The sequence below is a fragment of the Sneathiella chinensis genome, from assembly GCF_012720115.1.
Classification (GTDB): domain Bacteria; phylum Pseudomonadota; class Alphaproteobacteria; order Sneathiellales; family Sneathiellaceae; genus Sneathiella; species Sneathiella chinensis.
Map to the genome: position 1 here is coordinate 24,365 of NZ_VNWN01000010.1, position 18,862 is coordinate 43,226.

An 18,862-nucleotide genomic window follows, 5' to 3' on the forward strand; every position below is an offset into this window, starting at 1 on the left:
CCGGAATGGCAAGTGAAACAGTATGGAAGAAACAGGTCCTAGACGGTGTCCGGGACCTCAATCACTTTCAGGTCCGCAGGGATTTCCACCGCAGCACCTGTCTTTTCAACGATCATGTCCACGGTAACGCCGGGGGCAATTTCCTTCAGGACAAAGCCGGACGCCGTGACATCAAACACACCGAAATCGGTGAACACGCGCTTGACCACACCGGTCGCTGTCAGCGGATAGGTGCAGGTTTCCAGCAATTTCGGCTCTCCGGTCCGGGTAACATGATCCGTAATGATGAACACGTTCGGCACACCAGCCACCAGATCCATCGCCCCGCCAACCGCGGGAATGGCATCGGGGGCCCCGGTTGACCAGTTGGCAAGGTCGCCGCTGGCGGAAACCTGCATGGCCCCAAGGATACAGTAGTCGATGTGGCCGCCCCGGATCATGGCGAAACTGTCCGCATGATGAAAGAAGGAGGCGCCAGGCAGCAAGGTAACCGGCTTTTTACCCGCGTTGATCAGGTCAGGGTCTTCCTCGCCCTCCGCTGGCCGGGGACCAAAGCCCAGAATGCCGTTTTCCGTGTGATAGATGATCTGCCGGTCGCCGGGAACAAAATCGGCGACCATCTCGGGAATACCGATCCCCAGATTGACAAAGGCACCATCCACAAGATCCTGCGCGGCACGCCATGCCATTTGCGGCCGGCTCAGACCGGCTTTTGTGTCTGCATTGCTCATGGGTAGGATACTCCTTGCTCAATCAACACGGATTCGATCGCGGGGTCGGCCACTTCGACCACCTTGTTTACAAAAATACCGGGGGTTACGACCACTTCGGGATCGATGCCCGAAGCCTCGACAACCTGCCGTGCCTGAACAATGGTGGTCTTCGCCGCCATCGCCATGATCGGCCCGAAGTTCCGAGCTGCCTTGTAATAGGTGAGGTTGCCAAGCGGATCGGCTTTTTCGGCGCGGATCAAGGCGAAATCAGCCTTGAGGCCATATTCCAGAACATAGGAACGACCTTCGATCTCGCGGACTTCCTTTCCTTCCGCAAGGGGGGTGCCCACGCTGGTCGGGGTATAGAAGGCCGGCACACCGGCACCGCCAGCGCGAATACGCTCGGCAAGGGTTCCTTGCGGCACCAGTTCCAGTTCGATCTCGCCTCGGCGATACAGTTCCGGGAAAACCTTGGATTGGGACGACCGCGGATAGCTGCAGATCATCTTGCGGACCCGCCCGGCGCCGATCAGCGCGGCCAGACCAACCTGTCCGTTGCCTGTATTATTGTTGATGACCGTCAGATCCCGTGCGCCCTGATCAATCAGAGCATGGATCAGTTCAATGGGGCTTCCAGCCTCCCCGAAGCCGCCGATCATGACGGTTGCACCGTCCTTGATATCGGCAACCGCCGCCTCGACAGAGGGGCAGATTTTATTAATCATACCAGTTTCCTCAGATTTGGTTGATTGTTTCGAGTGCCCGGTTCAAGCCTTTCGAGAACCGGCTCACTATCTCCGTTATTTCAGGTTCCGTAACGGTATAGGCCGGAGAAAACACCACATGATCCCCACGGCGACCGTCAATCGTGCCGCCGCCCGGGTAGGTCATCAAACCTTCCTCAAGCGTGAGCCTCTTGACGGTTGCATTCAGGTTCAGACCCGGATCGAACGGGGTCTTTGCGGAGCGATCGGCGACCAGTTCAATACCGACAAACAGTCCCTTGCCCCGAATATCCCCTACATGGGGATGTTCTGCAAACTCTTCTCGCAATGACTGTATGAATTGTGCGCCTCGGGCTTGCACCTTTTCCAGCAGCCGGTCTTCGTGAATGACCTTTTGAACGGCCAGCGCCCCGGCGCACGCCACCGGATGCGCCATATAGGTAAAGCCATGTTTCAGCGCACCGGACCCCGCATAGAGGTCCTGCAGGATGCGATCCCCGACCAGAACTGCGCCGATCGGCTGGAAGCCACCGCCCAGCCCCTTGGCCGTTGTCAACAGATCAGGGACGACCCCGTCCTCCTCACAGGCATACAGGGTTCCGGTCCGGCCCATTCCGCACATGATTTCGTCAAAAACCAGCAAAACACCATACTGATCACAAATCTCGCGAATGCGCCTGAGATATCCCGGCGCGGCGGGCGCACAGCCAAGCGTCGCTCCGACGACCGGTTCCATGATAAAGGCCCCGACCGTTTCAGGCCCCAGCTCCAACAGTGCCTCTTCCAGAAGGTTCGCGGCCCTCAGGCCATATTCTTCAAGGCTTTCCCCGTCTTGCTGCAAACGGTAAGAGTAACATGGCTCAATCCAGTGCCCTTCAAACAGCATGGGCTTGTAAATCTCGCTCCGTGCCAGGTTACCCCCGACGGACAGCGCCCCAAGGGTTGCCCCATGGTAACTCTGCCGCCGGGAGATGATCCGTGTTCTTTGCGGCTCTCCCCGTTCCACCCAGGTCTGGCGAACGAGTTTGAGGGCCGCTTCCACCGCTTCTGATCCTCCTGAACAGAACAGCACGCGAGACAACCCCTTGGGGGCCTGCCGGATCAGCTGTTCTGCCAGTTCTTCTGCCGGGTTGGTGGTGAAGAACGAGGAATGCACGTATGAGACTTTGTCCAACTGTTCCCGGATGGCGTCGGTCACCCGGGGGTCTTGATGACCAATACAGGAAACAGCGGCCCCCCCGGACACAGCATCCAGATAGGTTTTTCCGTCTCGATCCGTTACCCACACCCCCTTCGCCGAAACGATGGAGGGAGGGGTTACGGAAACGTTGCGATGAAGAACACAGGTCATTTTCGGTCTCCTGCCCTAGCGCTTAGTAGCTGCGACGCTTGTCGCGTTCAACAAGGGTGGCATCCCGTTCGTCCGCGATACCATACCCGCCGCCGCCCGGCGTCTCCACTTCCACCCAGTCTCCCGGGCCAAGTGCGAAACCTTCACCTTTGGAGATATGTTCCGGCTCGATCACTTCGCCATTCCGGCAGACACGGATCTGGTTCTTGGCGCCTTCTTCACCGCCCAGAATGCCCGGAGGGCCGAACTTTCCGTGTTCCATCAGGAAGGAGGCCGTACCGGTACCGCGCAGCATCCGAACCTTGTAGCCCACACCGAAGCCACCGCGATATTTACCGGCGCCCCCGGAATGTTCGCGGATACGGTAGTGATCAAAGATGACCGGATAACGCTGTTCCAGAATTTCAACCGGCTGGCTTTTCGAAATACCAATGGTGGAACACCCGTTGGTGATCCCGTCGCCATTCCACCAGCCGCCATATCCCCCGCCGGAGAAGTAATACATGATATAGCTGCGATCCTCTTCCGGGTCGAAACCACCAAGGCTGATATTGCCGCTGGTCCCTGCCGGTGCCGCAAACAGTTTTTCAGGAATGGCATTGGCCAGCGCCAGAAAGACCGATTCCATGATCCGCTGCGAGACTTCCGCAGCACAGCCGGCCACCGGACGCGGATATTCCGCATAAATGAAGGTGCCCTTCGGCTTGTCCACCTTGACCGGCTTGAAGCAGCCCGCATTCACCGGCACATCCGGGAAGATATGCTTGATCGCCACATAAACGGAAGACAGCGTCGTTGCCCAGACAGAGTTGAGCGGTCCCATGCAGGGCGGGCTGGATTCCGAGAAATCAAAGGCAATATCCGACCCTTCAACGGTGATCCGGACATTGATTTCCAGCGGCTCGTTGACCACGCCATCGCTGTCCATATGGGCCGTGCCCGTATAAACCCCGTCAGGGATGGTTTCGATATGGGCACGCATCATCTGTTCGGACCGCTGCTCCAAATCCAGAATGGCCGCTTCGACCGTTTCCTGCGTATACCGGTCAATCAGGCCGGTCAGGCGCTTGGCCCCGGCATCCAGTGCGGCGATCTGGGCCTTGATATCCCCAATCCGTTCATCCGCCACCCGGATATTGGCCAGCACGATCCGCACCATGTCTTCGTCCATGGCGCCTTTGCGGACCAGCTTGACCGGCGGAATGCGCAACCCTTCCTGATGAATTTCCGTGGCCGTACTGTTGAAGCCGCCGGGCACCATGCCGCCCGTGTCCGGCCAGTGACCGGTGTTTGACAGGTAACACCACAGTTTTCCCTTGTAGTAGAAAGGCTTGACCATCTTGACGTCCATCAGGTGGGTACCGCCAAGATAGGGGTCATTCACAAGGATAACATCGCCATCTTCCAGATCGTCCCGATACTCGATCACGGAACGGGTTGTTTCCTGCATCACGCCGATAAAGATCGGCAGACCCAACGCCCCTTGCGAGATAACCCGGCCGTCCCCGACGCCATAAATGCCGTTGGAGCGGTCAAAGGATTCGGAAATCACCGGAGAGAAGGAGGTTTTCTCATGCACCAGATCCATTTCACTGCAAACCTGCTGCAACCCTTTTTCAATAACCGTCAATGTAACCGGATCGATGCTCATTTTCTCAACGCCTGCCTTATCAGTATTTGTCATTTGAAATTCCTCAAGTCTTCTCGAACGTTTCTGGCACCGTTAGGCAGTGGCCTGCACGTCAACGACGATATTGCCGATTTCATCGACCCAGGCGCGGGCACCGGGATCAATAACGAAGGTCGAGTCGAATTGCTCAATGATGGCCGGGCCGTCAAATTCCGCCCCTGCTGGCAAGGCTTCCCTGTTATAGATGACAGTTTCGTGCCACTGGCCGTCAAAATAGGCCTGGCGGGTTCCCACCTGCGCCTGTTCCAGCGTCGTGTCTGCTCCCGGCTTGAACAGGGACATATCAATAGGTTTGCGCGCCCCGATCACCGTTGTCCGAATATTGACCAGAACCGGCACCATTTCCGGCAAGGACAGGTTAAACCGGTCGATATAGGCCTTCGTCAAATCGGCCAGAACCCCTTCGATATCAAAGTTACCGCTCTTGACCGGAATTCTCAGAACATGGGACTGTCCGCGGTATAGAAGATCGACCTCGTGGCGAACTTCGGTGGTCTCAGTGGAGACATTCTCCCGCACCAGCAGGTCCCGCCCCTCTTCCGCCTGAGCCGCCATAACCGCATCCACTTCTTCCCCTGACAAATCGGTGAACGGCTTGTTCACGGTCTGGACAAAGTCATGGCGCACATCTGCAAGCACACATCCCAGCGCCGAGGTAAGGCCGGGGAAGCGAGGCGCGACAACCGACGGAATACCCAGCTCCCGCGCGATCGCGACCGCGTGCAGGGGCCCCGCCCCGCCGTAAGGCATCAGGGAGAAGTCCCGCGGATCGTTTCCTTTTTCAATCGAAATCAGGCGGATGGCACCGGCAAGCTCATTCACAGCCACATCAACAATCGCGGCGGCAACTTCCTGTGCGGACATATTCAACGTCTTGCCCAGTTGCTCTTCCATGGCGGTTGCGATTTTCTCCAGCGGCGCCTTGCCCTCGGAACCGGTGACAGATTCTGCGTTGATCCGACCCAGCAGGAAGTTTGCGTCCGTAATGGTCGGCAACTCGCCGCCGCGGCCATATCCGATCGGCCCCGGGAAAGACCCGGCACTTTCCGGCCCGACCCGCAACATTCCTGCCTTGTCGATATGGGCGATACTACCGCCCCCCGCACCAATGGTGTGAATATCGATCATGGGAATTCGGATCGGGACACCATAGGCGAGGTCCTTTTCCGCCGCGATAACCGGCTCTCCATCCACGATCAGGGCAACGTCATAGCTGGTGCCCCCCATGTCGCCGGTAATAACGTTCGGAAAACCGGAGGCCTTGGCAATTTCCGCTGCCGCCAGAACCCCGGCCGCAGGACCAGACATCACTGTATGGGCCGCATGTTCACCTACCAGAGACGAAGACATCATCCCCCCATTGGCCTGCATGACCAGCAGCTCGTTCTTGAACCCCTCATCCTCAAGCGCGGCCTGCACCCGCTCGATATAGCGGGTCACAATGGGCCGGATGGACGCGTGAATGGCCGCTGTTGTTCCCCGCTCAAATTCCCGCATTTCACGAACGATTTCGCTACCGGCAACGACGTTCCCGTTCGGCCAGAGTTCCCGAACAATTTCAGCGCAGCGCTTTTCATGCTCCGGATTGACGTAGGAATGCAGCAGGTGAATGACCACGGATTCAACATCTGTTTCCATGATCTGACGGACGGTCTCGCGCACCTCATCCTCGTCCAGGTCAATCAGAACCCGGCCCTTTGCATCCAGACGTTCCGTCACCTCATAGCGATCATTCCGCTCAATCAGCGCCTCAAACGTCCCGGACAGGCCATAGGCATAGGGACGTGTCCGGCGGCCCAGCTCCAGAATATCACGGAAACCACGGGTCGTGATCAGGGCACAGCGAGCGCCTTTTCGTTCCAGAACGGCGTTGGTCCCGGCTGTAGTGCCGTGCACCAGCCAATCGATTTCCTCAGGCCCAACCTTCAGTTCCTCAATTCCCTCAAGAAAGCCACGGGCGCGGTCATCCACAGTCGTGGGAACCTTTGCTGTCCGAAACTCTCCCGTGGTCGTATCGACCATCAGAAAATCGGTGAATGTTCCCCCCACATCCACGCCAACATTAATTGTCCCTGACTGGTTGTCCTTCTGCATAATCCCTAAATCCGTTAATTTCGATAAATGAAACTTTGTTCTGATTAATGATACTATTAATCTGGACGGGGGATTGTCAATGGCGAAATCACTGTTCCCTTGCACCATCGATGATGGCAGGATAGAAAACGGCTCTCGGCAAAAGATAAAATGAAAGAAGAACCTAAGTGAGTGAGGAAAAGAACGGCCCCCTGGAACGGTATCTGACGGTTTTGGAAATTGTGGCGGCATCCCATGACGGGTTAAGCCTGACAGATATCGCGACCTTGACCGGATTTCCCAAACCGACCGTTCACCGCCTGACAAAAAGTCTGGTTGAAGCCGAGGCCCTAACCGCTGAAGACAAGCGGCAAAAGACGTTCCGTATCGGGCGGCGCATGTGGCGCATCCTGCAATTGGGACTGGATGACAATACACTGGCCTCCTACGCCCAACTCGCCTGTGACGAGTTGTCGGCCCGCATTCAGGAAACCAGCTATATTGTCAGGCTGGATCGCAACCAGATCCGATCCGTTGCCCGTTCGGCCCCGGATCAGGGACACCGGCTTCACGTTCTTCCCGGCTCCGAACTGCCGTTCCATGCAGCGGCTTCCGCCAAAGCCATTCTCGCCTTTCAGGACGAGCGCACAGTCCGGCGATTGATGAAGGAACCGTTTGAGCAACTGACAGCCCGCACCAAAACATCCCTGCCGGACATCGAGGCGGAGTGGGAACAGGTCCGCGAGCGGGGGTATGCCGTTTGTGACCGTGAAATTGATGACACCATTCTTGCCTATGCCTGCCCTGTCCATCTGGAAAAGGCGGGGGTGCTTTATGCCGTTGGCGTGACCGGACCCAGCAGCCGGATGGCCAAACATCCAGAAGCCTACTGGATTGAGGAACTGCAAAAGGCGGCACAGCATTTCGCGGAAATGCTCACCACTCTCGACCAATAAAAAAAACGGGCCGGCGGGACGTTTGGAACGCCCGGGCCGGCCCGCTTTCATTCTTTAAAAGATCGCGTTTGGCAGATACAGAATGATCTCCGGGAAGATGATACAGATCGCCACTGCCAGCAGCATCAGCAGGATGAACGGGATCACCGACTTGTAGATATCCATCATACTGACGGAATCCGGCGCGACCCCTCGCAGGTAAAAGAGGTTGTACCCGAAAGGCGGCGTCAGAAAGCCGATTTCCATATTGATGATATACAGAATCCCGAACCACACCGGATCAAATCCCAACTGAATGATGATCGGCACAAAAATCGGAGCCGTAATCAGGATAATACCGACCGTGTCCAGAACCATCCCCAGCGCCAACAGGATGACCTGCATTCCGATCAGGATGACATAGGGGTTCAGGTCAAGCCCGAGAACCATGCCCTCAATCAGACGAGAGGCCCCCATGGCTGTATAGAATGTGGACAGGGCAGACGCCCCGATAATAATCCAGAAGATCATGCAGCTCAGCAACAGGGTCTCGAACGCGGATTCCTGCATGCTCTGCCAGTTGAGCTGACGCCGAACCGCTGCGGCAACGATGGCACCGCCGGCACCGATGGCCGCCGCCTCGGACACACTGGCCACCCCCAGCAGAATGGACCCAAGTACAGATGCAACCAGTCCCAGCGGCAGAACCAGACCTTTCAGGCTGACCAGCTTTTCACCAAGACTGTATCGGGTCATGGTGGCGCCGCCCGCGATGGAAGGTTGAAGCTGACCCCGCAGCAGCAAATAGACGCTAAACAACACCGCAATCAGCAATCCGGGCAACACACCGCCCGCATAGAGCTTACCGATTGAGGTATTGGCCACCAGCCCATACACGATCATGGTCACGCTTGGCGGAATCAGGATACCCAGCGACCCACCTGCCGCCACGGACCCGAGAGCCATATCCTTGCCATAACCGCGGCTCAACATGGCCGGAATGGCGAGAACCCCCATGGAGATCGTCGCGGCCCCACTGATACCGGCCATGGCCGCAAACACCGTACAGATGATAATGGTGCCGATGGCCAGCCCACCGCGCAGCCCGCCAAAGAATTTCTGCATGGTGTCATACAGGTCTTCGGCAATTCGGGACTTTTGCAACATGGTCGCCATGAAAATGAACAGGGGAATGGCGATATATTCAAAACTGGATGTGTTCTGGAACGCCCGCAGGGGCATCATGTTCAAGGCCATCGGGCTCCAGAAGAAATAGATCATGGCGGCACTGAGGCCCCCAAGGGCAATGGCGATCGGGACCCCCAACGCCAAAAAGAACAGCATGCTGCCAAACAGCAGCGGCGTTACCAGTAACGGATCAGGCATTGTCTTCCCCTCCCGCGGCCTCGGCCTTGACGGCGGCCCACAAACGGATCAGATGCGAGACCCATGCCAGACAAAGAAGGGCACCCCCAACCGGAATGGCGGCTTTTGCAATCCAGACCGGTCCGCCCCAGCCCCCGGTAGCAGACCGCTCCCCGATCAGGAAGGAGCCATAGGCAAACTTGCCGCCCAACCAAACAAGAACCGCAGCGAAACAGGCAAACAGAATTGTGGAGACGAACGTATCAATCAGGGCTTTCATTTTGGGGCTCATGGCGGCGTGGAAAACATCCACCCGGACAAACTGCCCCTTTGCCAGCGCCCAAGGACCACCAAGAAGGATAAAGAGTGTCAGCATCCATGCGCTCAGTTCATGCGCCCATGACGAAGGCATGTCAAACAAACCACGCGATATCATTTCAAAAACGATGACCCCGATCATCGCAAAGATCAGGAAGGCGACGATTTTACCAATCACCGCCAGCCCCTGATCTATATAGCCACTTAGTCTCTCCAGCATCGAGCCCTACATCTTGTTATCAGAAAGCACAACCGGCCCGCCTCCTTGCGAAAGCGGGCCGGTAACGAATTAAAATCAGCGACCGAGTTTTGCGAGGAACTTCTCAAGCATTTCCACGCCTTTCTGTGCAAGGCCACCCTGGGCGGCATAGCCTTTCCAGAGCTTGGCGGCCTCTTCTTCCATCTGTGCCCATTCGGCGTCAGGAATGACGGAAATCTGGACACCAGATTCCTGCATTTCGCGAAGCGCCTTCGAATCCAGCATATCCGCCCGGGCAATGTAGTCAAAAGATGACGCCACAACCGCCTGGTTCAGGATCGCCTTGATATCCTCCGGCAAGGCATTCCATGCTGTCTGGTTCACCGCAAAAAAGTTGTTCGGAACCGGCATCGGGGAAGGCTGAACGTAGTATTTAGCCACTTCATGGAAAGAGTTGTTCTGGTTCCCGGAAGCACTGGCCCAGCGGGCCGCATCCAGAACGCCTGTCGCCAGCGCCGTGTAGATTTCACCGCCGCCCATGAAGACCGGTGTGGCCCCCATGCTTTCGTACCATTTGGCCTCAAGACCAAAGGAACGGATTTTCAGACCCTGAAAATCGGCCATGGACGTAATCGGCTTCTTGGACATGATATCCCAGGAAGAGGACAGTTGCGGGCCCAGATAGAAAACGCCATGAGCCTCATAGGCTTTGCGGGCCAGCTCCAGAAAGCCTTCGTTATAGAAAAAGTTGTAACGCTCGATCGGTGTCCGCAAGGACCCCGGCACGCCGCTTTCCAGATTGGCGATCGGCCCCATCTTGCCGGCGTAATAGCCGCCTGTGAGAACGGCCATTTCCGTCAGGCCGACACTGACAGCCTCAAGACCATCCTTGATCGGGAACAGGGCGCCAACCGGATAGACCTCAAACGAGATACGACCGCCAGACAGCTCCTTGGACAGGTTTGCAAACTTCTCCTGCAAGGCCACATAACCCGGCTCCCCTGCGTTCAGGTTGCTTTGAATACGCCATACAATGGCATCATCAGCCTGCGCCATGGACGCCATACCCAGCAAACCAACGACACCAACCGCCAGCTTTTTAAATGTTTTCACTCCAAACATGCTTTTCTCCGAGCCAGTTTTTGATTTTGTTTCGTTTTTCAAAACTTTGTATCTATTTTCGAAATACTGACACAATCAGCAAGAAACTGTCAAGGGGTGCATAAGAAGATTGCGAACAGCCCGGCACAGCAAGCGGTACGCAGGAATTCGGCGCAAAATCCTTACCCCGGAAACAGCGCAACGACCTTTGCGCTCCCCTCTTAACACGGCGAGGCAGCCATCTCATTGCATAAATATGATTATATCTCTTGGGGCCAATGGCTGGCCCCACCAGACAAGCGCTTACCCTGCCCCCCGCGCAGCCCGCATCAAAAAGACAGCAGAACCATGGCACAATGCCGTTTACTATTAGCAAGTCTTGCGTATGATACCCGCGAAAATAAGAATAGGATCAGCTCAATGTCCAGCTACAAGGCCATCCGGCCTGTCTTACCCATCCTGATTTCCGCCGCCCTCATGTTGACCATCAGTTTTGGCCTGCGCCAAAGTCTGGGTCTGTTCATGCCGTCCATCACCAGTGACATTGCGGTCACCATCACCGATTTCACGGCGGCCATTGCGCTGCAGAATCTGGTCTGGGGTCTGTGCCAGCCTTTTGCCGGCATCGCTGCCGACCGTTGGGGCTATCGCCCGGTCATGGTGTTCGGCGGCCTTGCCTATCTTCTCGGCATGCTCAGTCTGGCAGCAGCGGATGGTGTCTTGCTGGTCATGCTGGGGGCGGGTATTTGCGTTGGTGTGGGGATGGCCTGCGCCTCCTTCGCCATGACATTGGCTGTGACCTCCCGGTTGGTGCCGGTCTCGATCCGCAGTACCGCCCTTGGGGTTGTGTCTGCCGCCGGTTCCATCGGGGCCATGATCACCGCCCCCTACGGCCAATTCCTTGAAACGGCCTTTGACTGGCGCATTGCCCTGCTGGGGCTGGCCATTCTGGCCTTCCTGATCATCCCTGCCGCCTGGGTGGCGGGCCGGGTCGACAAGGAAGCGCCACTTGAACTGTCCTCGGACAATACGGACAAGCTGTCGGCCAGCGCCGCCCTTCAGACAGCCATCAAAAATCCATCCTTCGTGGTCATGAGCATGGCCTATCTCGTGTGCGGCATGCAGCTTGTCTTTCTGACAACCCACCTGCCATCCTATCTGCAAATCTGCGGGATGGATCCCATGCTGGGGGCCACAGCCATCGGGATGATCGGAGGCTTCAACATTCTGGGAAGCCTGTTCTTTGGCTGGGCCGGTGGCCGCTGGTCCAAGCAGGTTCTGCTGGGCATGATCTATTGCGCCCGCTCGCTTGTGCTGGCGTGGTATTTTACCCTGCAGCCGACCCCGGAAAGCACCCTCCTCTTTGCCGCACTCATGGGTTTTCTCTGGCTGGGGGTCTCGCCCCTTGTTGCCGGGTCGGTGATCGAGATGTTTGGTCTGCGCTGGCAGGCCATGTTGCAGGGTGTGGCCTTCTTCAGTCACCAGTTCGGCAGCTTCCTTGGCGCCTTTGGCGGCGGCTGGCTGTTTGACAGGCTGGGCTCCTACGATCTGGCCCTGCAGATCGGCATCGGCATGGGCCTGTTTGCCGGGCTGTCGCAAATTGCCTTCGCGCTCTATCGTCCGGTCGGCCGGGTCCGCCAAAGCTGACCCTTGATCTGCCCGCATTGAGGACGCCATAAAAAAGGCGCCACGACCGACTTTCCGGCCGTGGCGCCCGCTTTCCTGAACGGGGAAAGAACTTATTTCATGCCAAGCTGGATCCGCAGGGTTTCCGCCAGTTCCCTGACCCGTGCTTCCGGGTCCGCCCCTTCGGCAATATCCACCATCGCCGCTGCGATCAGGTCGGTCACCGCAACCCCTTCAGGGCCGGGATAGGAATACCAGGGGCCCGCATAATTGGCGACCTGACTGTGTGCCACACGGGCGTTCCGGTTGTTCTTGTAAAACTCACCCAGATAGGCGTCATCTTCGATCACCAGCGCGTTCGCCGGGGCATAGCCGGTATTTTCCACAATGATTTTCTGACCTTCCGGGCCGGTCACAAAGGACATATATTTCCACGCAGCTTCCTGCCGCGCCTTGTCGTCCGTCAACAGGACAATGGCGGAACCACCGGTCGGGAAATACACGCTGTTCTTGTCCGTCGCCGCAAGCGGTGTCGGCAGCACAGTCAGCTCAAAAGCATCCCCTGCGCCCTGCTCAAACCGCTTTTGCAGGGAGGAACTTTCAAACATGATGCCAAGGGTTCCGGCGGGCATGGCCTGACGGGCCTCGTTGTCACCATAGGATTTCATACCGCCTTCCGTAACAAACCGCTGATAAAGACCGGCGGCACGAATACCCGCCTCGCTATCGAAGGCGATGTCGCTTTCATCCCCGGACAGCGGACGTCCCCCATGGGCGCCCAGCAGGGACTGGAAACGCCAGTCATGCCGATCGATCCAGATCCCGTCGATATTGTCCCCAAGCGCATTGATCTTGGCTGCCAGTTCAATCACACCATCAAACGTCTTGGGGAAATTTTCCATGGAACCGCCGGCCCGTTTCACCAGATCCGGGTTGACATACATGACCAATGTCGAAGCAGAAGTCCCGAGGGCATGCTGCTTGCCCTTATATTCGCCCAAAGACAACAGCGCCCGGGTGTAGCCCAGTTCTTCTGCCTTGTCGCCAAGGAAGCCATCAAGCGGTTGGGTCATCCCGCGGCTTTCAAGAATACGCCACCGGTTCAGCCCCACATAGGCCACATCCGGTGTTGTCCCCGCCACGGATTCCCGCAAGAGCCGCTGGACCCCCTCGGCATAATTTTCCGCCGGGCCGTCAATCCGTACCTTGATATCCGGGTTCTTTTCCATGAACGCATCGGCAAGGGCCTCCTGGGTATCGGCCCAGATGGTCGGGATCGCATAATGAACCCGGATTTCGGTTTCCTGGGCACTCGCACTGGTGGCCGCCACGGCAAGTGCAGCGGCAAAGAATAACGACTTCATCTTTGTTAACTCCAAAAAGTAAAACTGGAAGCACACGGTTGGGTCCGCGCATCACGGTTATGTTGGATCATCCCTTCAGCCCTCCTGCGGAAAGGCCCTGGGTAAATTTTCGCTGCGCCAACAGGAACGCCAGAACCAGCGGCGCGGTAATGATCAGGGCCGCCGCCATCAGCGGGCCGACATCGTCTCCCGATTCCTGATCCCGGAAATACAGGATACCGCGCGGCGGTGTCGCCAGTTCCGGGTCTGTGATCGCAATCAGCGGCCAGAACAGGTCATTCCAATGGGCGGTGACGGAGAAAATTGCGAAAGCTGTAGCAGCGGGCAAGGCCAGCGGAAAAGCCACACGCCAGACAATTTCCATCTCTCCCATCCCATCCACGCGGGCGGCGTCAAACAGGTCCTTTGGCATCTGGGAGAAAAACTGCCGGAACAGGAAAATGCCAAACGCGGTCGGGATAAAGGGCAAGATCAGCGCCCAATAGGTATTCAGGATACCCATCTCGGCAAAACCCAGAAAAATGGGAATGGCCGTGACATGGAACGGCACCAGCAAGGCCGCCAGAACGCAGGCAAAAACAACCGTCCGCCAACGGGTCCGCCGCTGAACCAGCGCATAGGCACAAGGCACCGTAAACAGGATCTGGAAGACCAGAATGCCCAGCACCACCACAAGACCGTTCATCAGGTAAAGGGGGACATCCGTTTGCGTCATTGCGACGACAAAATTGTTCCATTCCAGCCGTGTCGGCAGCAGGTCAATATCGGCACTGAAGATTTCATCACGGGGCTTGAACGCCAAGGACACCATCCAGATGAAGGGCAACAAAATCCCCATTGCGCCAACAATCAGCAGAAACAGGGAGACCCCTCGGGACAAGGAACGCCGTATCATTTGTAGTGGACCCTTCGTTCGACAATGCGGAACTGGGCGATTGTCAGCACCAGCAGGAAGGCGAAGAACACCATGGTGATGGCACTCGAATACCCTGCCTTGAAATACACGAACCCCTCGCGGTACAGCGCATAGACAAGCGTATCCGAGGCGAAGGCCGGCCCACCTTTTGTGAGGGTGGCAACCGTTTCGAAAACCCGAAAGGCATTGGTTGCGGTGACCACCAGAACAAACAGGGTGGTAGGCCCCAGCAGGGGCCATGTCACCGTCCAGAACCGTGACCAACCACCCCCGGCCCCATCCACATCCGCAGCGTCATACAACTCCGGGGGAATGGAGGTCAGGCCTGCAAGAAACAGGATCATGTTATAGCCGACCGTCTGCCACACCCCGATGACCGCAAGGGTATACAGGACAAGACCCCGGTCACTCAGCCAGCTTTTCGGCTCTCCGCCCAGCAGGGTCAGGAACTGGTTCACCACCCCCAAAGACGGATGCAGGACCATCTGCCACGCCACAGACATGGCAACCAGCGTTGCCGCAACAGGCAAAAAATAAACCGTCCGCAGCAGATGCGACAGGCGCGGCGCCCAGTCCAGCATTCGGTGCAGGCCAATCGCCACGAACAGGCCAAGACCAACAGAGGCCGGGATGACCAGCGCTACATACAGAAGGGTATTGGTAATCGCCTTTTGCCCCAGGGCCGAGCCAAACAACTTGCTGTAATTGCCCAGACCGATCCACACGAAATCACGGGCCCCGAACTGGTAGTCGGTGAAGGACAGGACCGCAACGACCAGAACAGGCACAAAAATGAAAACAATCATGGCAAGGGTTGCCGGGCCTGCCAGCCAGAAATCCGTCAAGCCGTCCCTGACATTCCGGGAAAGTCGGATCATGCCCCCAACTCCACCCGCAAGCCACTTTCGCCGCTAAAGGCATGCAGCCGATCCGGCGTGAAACCGAGACGGATCAGACTGCCCGGCGGCGGCGTGCAATAATCATCCGCCGCAATGGCCCGAACAAATTTCCCGGTTGTCGTCCGCAGCCCAAGCAGTATTTCCGACCCGAGGAACTCCGCTGTTTCAAGCCATGCTTCCAGCGTTCCGTCTTCAGCCGGAGACACATGCTCCGGGCGCAATCCGATCACATGGCGGTCCGCCGCCGGATGCAGTCCCATTACCCCATCTTCCGGGCGGAACAGGTTGATGGCATTTGTTCCAATAAAGGCCGCCACCTCTTTCGAGGCCGGTTTCTCATACAGGCTGCGCGGGCTGCCCGCCTGTGCCACCTGCCCACCGATCATGACCACCACCTGATCGGCCATGGCCATGGCCTCCGCCTGATCATGGGTCACATAGACAAAGGGCCGCCCCGTTTCCTTGTGAAGGGCTGACAGCTCGGCCCGCATGCGGATACGCAACCGCGCATCCAGATTGGAAAGCGGCTCGTCCAGCAGGAACAGAACCGGATCGCGGACCAGTGCCCGCCCCAGCGCGACCCGTTGCTTCTGCCCACCGGACAGGGTGCCCGGCTTCCGGTCCAGATAAGGCTCCAACCCCAGAATTTCGGCGGCGTGCCCGACCTTTTCATGGATCATTTTACGCACCCCACCGCTGCCGGGAGACAACCGCCCCACCCCCGGCAAGCGGCCGAACACGGACAGATGGCGCATGGCCAAGGGCAAAGCCATATTCTGCGCAACCGTCAAATGCGGGTACAGCGCATAGGACTGGAACACCATGGCCACATTCCGTTCATGGGCAGTTTTGTCGCTGACATTCTCACCGTTCAGGAGCACCTGTCCGGCGCTGGGCTGCTCCAACCCCGCCATGATCCGCAGGGTTGTGGACTTGCCGCACCCGGACGCCCCCAGCAATGCGGTAAAACTGCCCGCCTTTACAGAAATATCGACGTGATCCAGTACGGTATTGGCGCCAAAGCATCGGCTCACCCCCCGCAATTCCAGAACAGTTTCTGATGTCATCTCAACCCCTAAACGTAAACTTTCTTACAAACTGACAGCAGACGATGTATCTTTTATGACATTCCGGCAGACTGCAGAAAATGCTCCGCCAATCGCGTAGCGGCCTCCTCCGGCCCCGCGACATGCTCAACCCCTTCCACAGCGGGCGCCCCGGCAATACCGATCACAGGCTTGGAAAAATGCAGGCCATAGGCCACTTCTGACAGGGTTCCGTAAGACCCGCCCACCGCGATCAGGGCGGCGGAGGATTTTGCGATAATCATGTTCCGCGCCTCACTCAAACCTGTAGCGATCGGCAAGGCGACAAAGGGATTGGCCGTCCGCCAGTCATGATCAGGGATCATCCCCACCGTCAGACCTCCCGCTTCATGGCATCCCTTGGAAACCGCCTCCATGACGCCTCCCTTGCCGCCGCAGATTACGGTCATCCCCATCTGCCCCAGCGCAGCACCAACAGCCTCTGCGGCCACAAGTTGTTCAGGCGTTGCCTCACGCGGCCCGATCACACCAACAGGAATGCGCCGGGCACGGGGGCTCCCCGCAAGGGCTGTCAGCGCCTCACGCGGGGTGACCGCTTCGGCCGGCTGCGGGATATCGGCTTTCACCCAGCGCCACTCCCACGGGTCCAGCCGCCCCTGCTTCGTGTAAATCACACCGCCCGACAAAAAATATTGGTCCATTGCCATTGGTTTCTTCCAGATTTAAATGTAAACTATCTTCCAACTATAGTCTTTTTCTTACAGAACCATGACAACAGCCATGACAACGCCGCCCCTGACCGACCGTCAAAAGCAGATCCTGGACTTCACGGAACGGGATGGCTTTGTAACCATTGAACGTCTCGCCGAGATTTTCAGCGTGTCCGCCCAAACGGTTCGCCGGGACATAATCACCCTGTCAGAAGCGGGGCGCCTGCAACGCTTTCACGGCGGCGCCGGCGCCATTGAAACCCATGAAACCCTGCGACTGGATTACAGCCACAAGGAAAACCTGTCTGTATCCGGGAAAACGGCCGTTGCCCGCCAAGCCGCGGCGCTCATTCCAGACGGAACCAGCCTGTATCTTGATGTGGGCACCACCATGGAAATGACGGCGAAGGCCCTGAACGCCCATCAAGGCCTGAACATCTTCACCAACAGCATGCGGGTTGCCCTTGCCCTTGATATCTCCCGCCACACCATTCACGTTCTGGGCGGCAGGGTCGCGGGGAAAGACGGCTCCCTTGTCAGTGAGGATCTGCCCCTGACCTTGAGCGGACTGCAACTGGATTTTGCGCTGATTGCCTGTTCCTGCATTGACGACAAAGAGCGGGTTATGGATTTCGACCTGTCCAAGATCGCCGTGAAACGGGCGGCCATGGCCTCGGCCACGCGCACCATGCTGCTTGCCACACCGGACAAGTTTGGCCGCGCCGCCCTTGCCACCATCGCCCCCCTGCAGGATTTTGACCATGTCATCGATGGAAGGCCCCCTTCAACCTGACCCCCGGACAGAAAAAGGTTTACACATAAAGCGCTTGCCTTAATTTCTGTGGAAGAATATTATTCTCTATAAAGAATATTGAGGATGCTCTTCGCTTGATACAACGACTAACACCAGCCTGCCAGCACGCCTCACCAGAGACAGTCAATCAGTGGGGGCAAACATGTCCCGTCAGGGTCAGTTGGGATAAACATGGACAAACCGGACCAGCCAGCAATCAAACTTGTCGGTGCCCTGCATAGCGGCATCAGCATCCTGCGATATCTCAGCACCCGGAACGCGCCCGCAGGTGTCACGCAGGTGGCGCGGGACCTGTCCCTGAACCCCAGCACATGCTTCAACCTTCTCCGGACGCTGGCCCACGAGAAACTGGTGACCTTCAATACGGAAACCAAGACCTATCAAATTGGTTTGGGGCTGGTGGAGATTGCCCAGTCCGCACTCAACAGCGCCAGCCTTGTGCGCATGATCCAGCCGATTATCGATGACATTTCAGCCCGCCACCAGATAACGGTCACCCTGTGCCAGAAAATGGAAGACGACCGGGTGATGATGATTGCCAATGCGGAAACCGCCTCCTACATCCGCATCCATATGGCCATCGGTCAGCGCCTGCCCCTGTTTATCGGTGCCTTGGGGCGCTGCTTTGCCGCTTTTTCCGACCTCTCGAAAGCGGAGCTTAAAAAGGAATATTCCAAACTCCGGTTTGAAACGCCCCTACCTTTCGAGGACTGGCTTGCTAGTCTGGAGGATGTGCGGCGGAACTATTTTGCTATCGACAAAGAGCATTTCAACAAGGGCTTCACGACCGTATCAGCCCCCATCTTCAATCTGGATAACCGTCCCGGTATGGCCATCAGCGCCGTTACCGTCACCGCCCAGATTACGGACCAAAAACTGCAGGATATTGCCGTCTCCATCCGGGAGGCTGGCAAACAGATCAGCGCCACCATTCAGGGCGCCCCCATCCCGCCCCAATAAGAAAGGGCCAGTCCTGACAACTGGCCCTTCCCGAAACATGGCCTTGCGACCCGTTCT

17 protein-coding genes are annotated in these 18,862 nt (G+C 57.5%); 4 read left to right on the top strand and 13 right to left on the bottom strand.

Translation table 11 applies throughout. The features are described 5' to 3' along the window. Positions 1-38: 38 nt before the first annotated feature. Genes FQB27_RS16130 through FQB27_RS16150 form a run of 5 tightly spaced genes read right to left on the bottom strand, consistent with a single transcriptional unit; the run spans position 39 to position 6,573 of the window. Positions 39-731 (bottom strand): 3-oxoacid CoA-transferase subunit B, encoded by a 693-nt coding sequence (locus tag FQB27_RS16130; protein ID WP_169562111.1) that lies wholly within the window; start codon positions 729-731, stop codon positions 39-41. Then, positions 728-1,435 carry a 3-oxoacid CoA-transferase subunit A gene (locus tag FQB27_RS16135; protein ID WP_169562164.1) on the bottom strand — a complete coding sequence of 236 codons (708 nt, stop codon included), beginning with the start codon at positions 1,433-1,435 and terminating at the stop codon, positions 728-730. The genes FQB27_RS16130 and FQB27_RS16135 overlap by 4 nt, the downstream gene beginning before the upstream one ends. A gap of 13 nt (positions 1,436-1,448) precedes the next feature. Next, a complete protein-coding gene (locus FQB27_RS16140) occupies positions 1,449-2,789 on the bottom strand; it encodes an aspartate aminotransferase family protein (RefSeq protein WP_169562112.1) in 1,341 nt (446 codons plus the stop codon). A gap of 22 nt (positions 2,790-2,811) precedes the next feature. Beyond that, the gene (locus FQB27_RS16145; protein WP_206374756.1) at positions 2,812-4,473 is read right to left on the bottom strand and encodes a hydantoinase B/oxoprolinase family protein; all 1,662 of its coding nucleotides are present in this window, start codon (positions 4,471-4,473) and stop codon (positions 2,812-2,814) included. A 39-nt stretch (positions 4,474-4,512) separates the two neighbouring features. Further along, a complete protein-coding gene (locus FQB27_RS16150) occupies positions 4,513-6,573 on the bottom strand; it encodes a hydantoinase/oxoprolinase family protein (protein ID WP_169562113.1) in 2,061 nt (686 codons plus the stop codon). 167 nt (positions 6,574-6,740) lie between these two features. On the opposite strand from FQB27_RS16150, the gene FQB27_RS16155 reads away from it, so the two are divergent. Beyond that, on the top strand, positions 6,741-7,508 hold the full coding sequence (locus FQB27_RS16155) for an IclR family transcriptional regulator (protein ID WP_169562114.1): 768 nt from the start codon (positions 6,741-6,743) through the stop codon (positions 7,506-7,508). A gap of 54 nt (positions 7,509-7,562) precedes the next feature. On the opposite strand, the gene FQB27_RS16160 is transcribed toward FQB27_RS16155, so the two are convergent. The 3 genes from FQB27_RS16160 to dctP form a co-directional block, all read right to left on the bottom strand. Then, a complete protein-coding gene (locus tag FQB27_RS16160) occupies positions 7,563-8,873 on the bottom strand; it encodes a TRAP transporter large permease (RefSeq protein WP_169562115.1) in 1,311 nt (436 codons plus the stop codon). Beyond that, positions 8,866-9,390, bottom strand: a complete 525-nt coding sequence (locus FQB27_RS16165) for a TRAP transporter small permease subunit (RefSeq protein ID WP_169562116.1) — start codon at positions 9,388-9,390, stop codon at positions 8,866-8,868. Before FQB27_RS16165 ends, FQB27_RS16160 begins: the two co-directional genes overlap by 8 nt. 75 nt (positions 9,391-9,465) lie before the next feature. Then, on the bottom strand, positions 9,466-10,482 hold the full coding sequence (dctP, locus tag FQB27_RS16170) for a TRAP transporter substrate-binding protein DctP (protein ID WP_169562117.1): 1,017 nt from the start codon (positions 10,480-10,482) through the stop codon (positions 9,466-9,468). Between the two features lie 408 nt (positions 10,483-10,890). Here dctP and FQB27_RS16175 point away from each other — a divergent pair, with 408 nt between their 5' ends. After that, positions 10,891-12,117, top strand: coding sequence for an MFS transporter (locus FQB27_RS16175; protein ID WP_169562118.1), 1,227 nt, complete (start codon positions 10,891-10,893; stop codon positions 12,115-12,117). 92 nt (positions 12,118-12,209) lie between these two features. On the opposite strand, the gene FQB27_RS16180 is transcribed toward FQB27_RS16175, so the two are convergent. The 5 genes from FQB27_RS16180 to FQB27_RS16200 all read right to left on the bottom strand — a co-directional run bounded on the left by FQB27_RS16180 (position 12,210) and on the right by FQB27_RS16200 (position 17,028). After that, positions 12,210-13,460, bottom strand: coding sequence for an extracellular solute-binding protein (locus FQB27_RS16180; protein WP_169562119.1), 1,251 nt, complete (start codon positions 13,458-13,460; stop codon positions 12,210-12,212). 67 nt (positions 13,461-13,527) lie between these two features. Further along, entirely contained in the window at positions 13,528-14,355 is an 828-nt protein-coding gene (locus tag FQB27_RS16185; RefSeq protein ID WP_169562120.1) for a carbohydrate ABC transporter permease, read from the bottom strand. Next, on the bottom strand, positions 14,352-15,254 hold the full coding sequence (locus FQB27_RS16190; protein WP_169562121.1) for a carbohydrate ABC transporter permease: 903 nt from the start codon (positions 15,252-15,254) through the stop codon (positions 14,352-14,354). The genes FQB27_RS16185 and FQB27_RS16190 overlap by 4 nt, the downstream gene beginning before the upstream one ends. Next, positions 15,251-16,342 (bottom strand): ABC transporter ATP-binding protein, encoded by a 1,092-nt coding sequence (locus FQB27_RS16195; protein ID WP_169562122.1) that lies wholly within the window; start codon positions 16,340-16,342, stop codon positions 15,251-15,253. The genes FQB27_RS16190 and FQB27_RS16195 overlap by 4 nt, the downstream gene beginning before the upstream one ends. Positions 16,343-16,395: 53 nt before the next feature. Then, the gene (locus tag FQB27_RS16200) at positions 16,396-17,028 is read right to left on the bottom strand and encodes a TIGR00725 family protein (RefSeq protein ID WP_206374758.1); all 633 of its coding nucleotides are present in this window, start codon (positions 17,026-17,028) and stop codon (positions 16,396-16,398) included. 73 nt (positions 17,029-17,101) lie between these two features. Between FQB27_RS16200 and FQB27_RS16205 the strand changes: the two genes are divergently transcribed. Then, on the top strand, positions 17,102-17,824 hold the full coding sequence (locus FQB27_RS16205) for a DeoR/GlpR family DNA-binding transcription regulator (protein ID WP_169562123.1): 723 nt from the start codon (positions 17,102-17,104) through the stop codon (positions 17,822-17,824). 192 nt (positions 17,825-18,016) lie between these two features. After that, on the top strand, positions 18,017-18,805 hold the full coding sequence (locus FQB27_RS16210) for an IclR family transcriptional regulator (RefSeq protein ID WP_169562124.1): 789 nt from the start codon (positions 18,017-18,019) through the stop codon (positions 18,803-18,805). Positions 18,806-18,862: the final 57 nt, after the last annotated feature.

What these genes read in the sequence shown, in the direction of transcription:
- FQB27_RS16205 (WP_169562123.1), top strand. Translation starts at nt 17,102, where the DNA reads ATGACAACGCCGCCCCTGACCGACCGTCAAAAGCAGATCCTGGACTTC.
- FQB27_RS16180 (WP_169562119.1), bottom strand. Translation starts at nt 13,460, where the DNA reads ATGAAGTCGTTATTCTTTGCCGCTGCACTTGCCGTGGCGGCCACCAGT.
- FQB27_RS16150 (WP_169562113.1), bottom strand. Translation starts at nt 6,573, where the DNA reads ATGCAGAAGGACAACCAGTCAGGGACAATTAATGTTGGCGTGGATGTG.
- FQB27_RS16175 (WP_169562118.1), top strand. Translation starts at nt 10,891, where the DNA reads ATGTCCAGCTACAAGGCCATCCGGCCTGTCTTACCCATCCTGATTTCC.
- FQB27_RS16195 (WP_169562122.1), bottom strand. Translation starts at nt 16,342, where the DNA reads ATGACATCAGAAACTGTTCTGGAATTGCGGGGGGTGAGCCGATGCTTT.
- FQB27_RS16145 (WP_206374756.1), bottom strand. Translation starts at nt 4,473, where the DNA reads ATGACAAATACTGATAAGGCAGGCGTTGAGAAAATGAGCATCGATCCG.
- FQB27_RS16200 (WP_206374758.1), bottom strand. Translation starts at nt 17,028, where the DNA reads ATGGCAATGGACCAATATTTTTTGTCGGGCGGTGTGATTTACACGAAG.
- FQB27_RS16190 (WP_169562121.1), bottom strand. Translation starts at nt 15,254, where the DNA reads ATGATCCGACTTTCCCGGAATGTCAGGGACGGCTTGACGGATTTCTGG.
- FQB27_RS16160 (WP_169562115.1), bottom strand. Translation starts at nt 8,873, where the DNA reads ATGCCTGATCCGTTACTGGTAACGCCGCTGCTGTTTGGCAGCATGCTG.
- FQB27_RS16165 (WP_169562116.1), bottom strand. Translation starts at nt 9,390, where the DNA reads ATGCTGGAGAGACTAAGTGGCTATATAGATCAGGGGCTGGCGGTGATT.
- FQB27_RS16130 (WP_169562111.1), bottom strand. Translation starts at nt 731, where the DNA reads ATGAGCAATGCAGACACAAAAGCCGGTCTGAGCCGGCCGCAAATGGCA.
- FQB27_RS16185 (WP_169562120.1), bottom strand. Translation starts at nt 14,355, where the DNA reads ATGATACGGCGTTCCTTGTCCCGAGGGGTCTCCCTGTTTCTGCTGATT.
- FQB27_RS16140 (WP_169562112.1), bottom strand. Translation starts at nt 2,789, where the DNA reads ATGACCTGTGTTCTTCATCGCAACGTTTCCGTAACCCCTCCCTCCATC.
- FQB27_RS16210 (WP_169562124.1), top strand. Translation starts at nt 18,017, where the DNA reads ATGGACAAACCGGACCAGCCAGCAATCAAACTTGTCGGTGCCCTGCAT.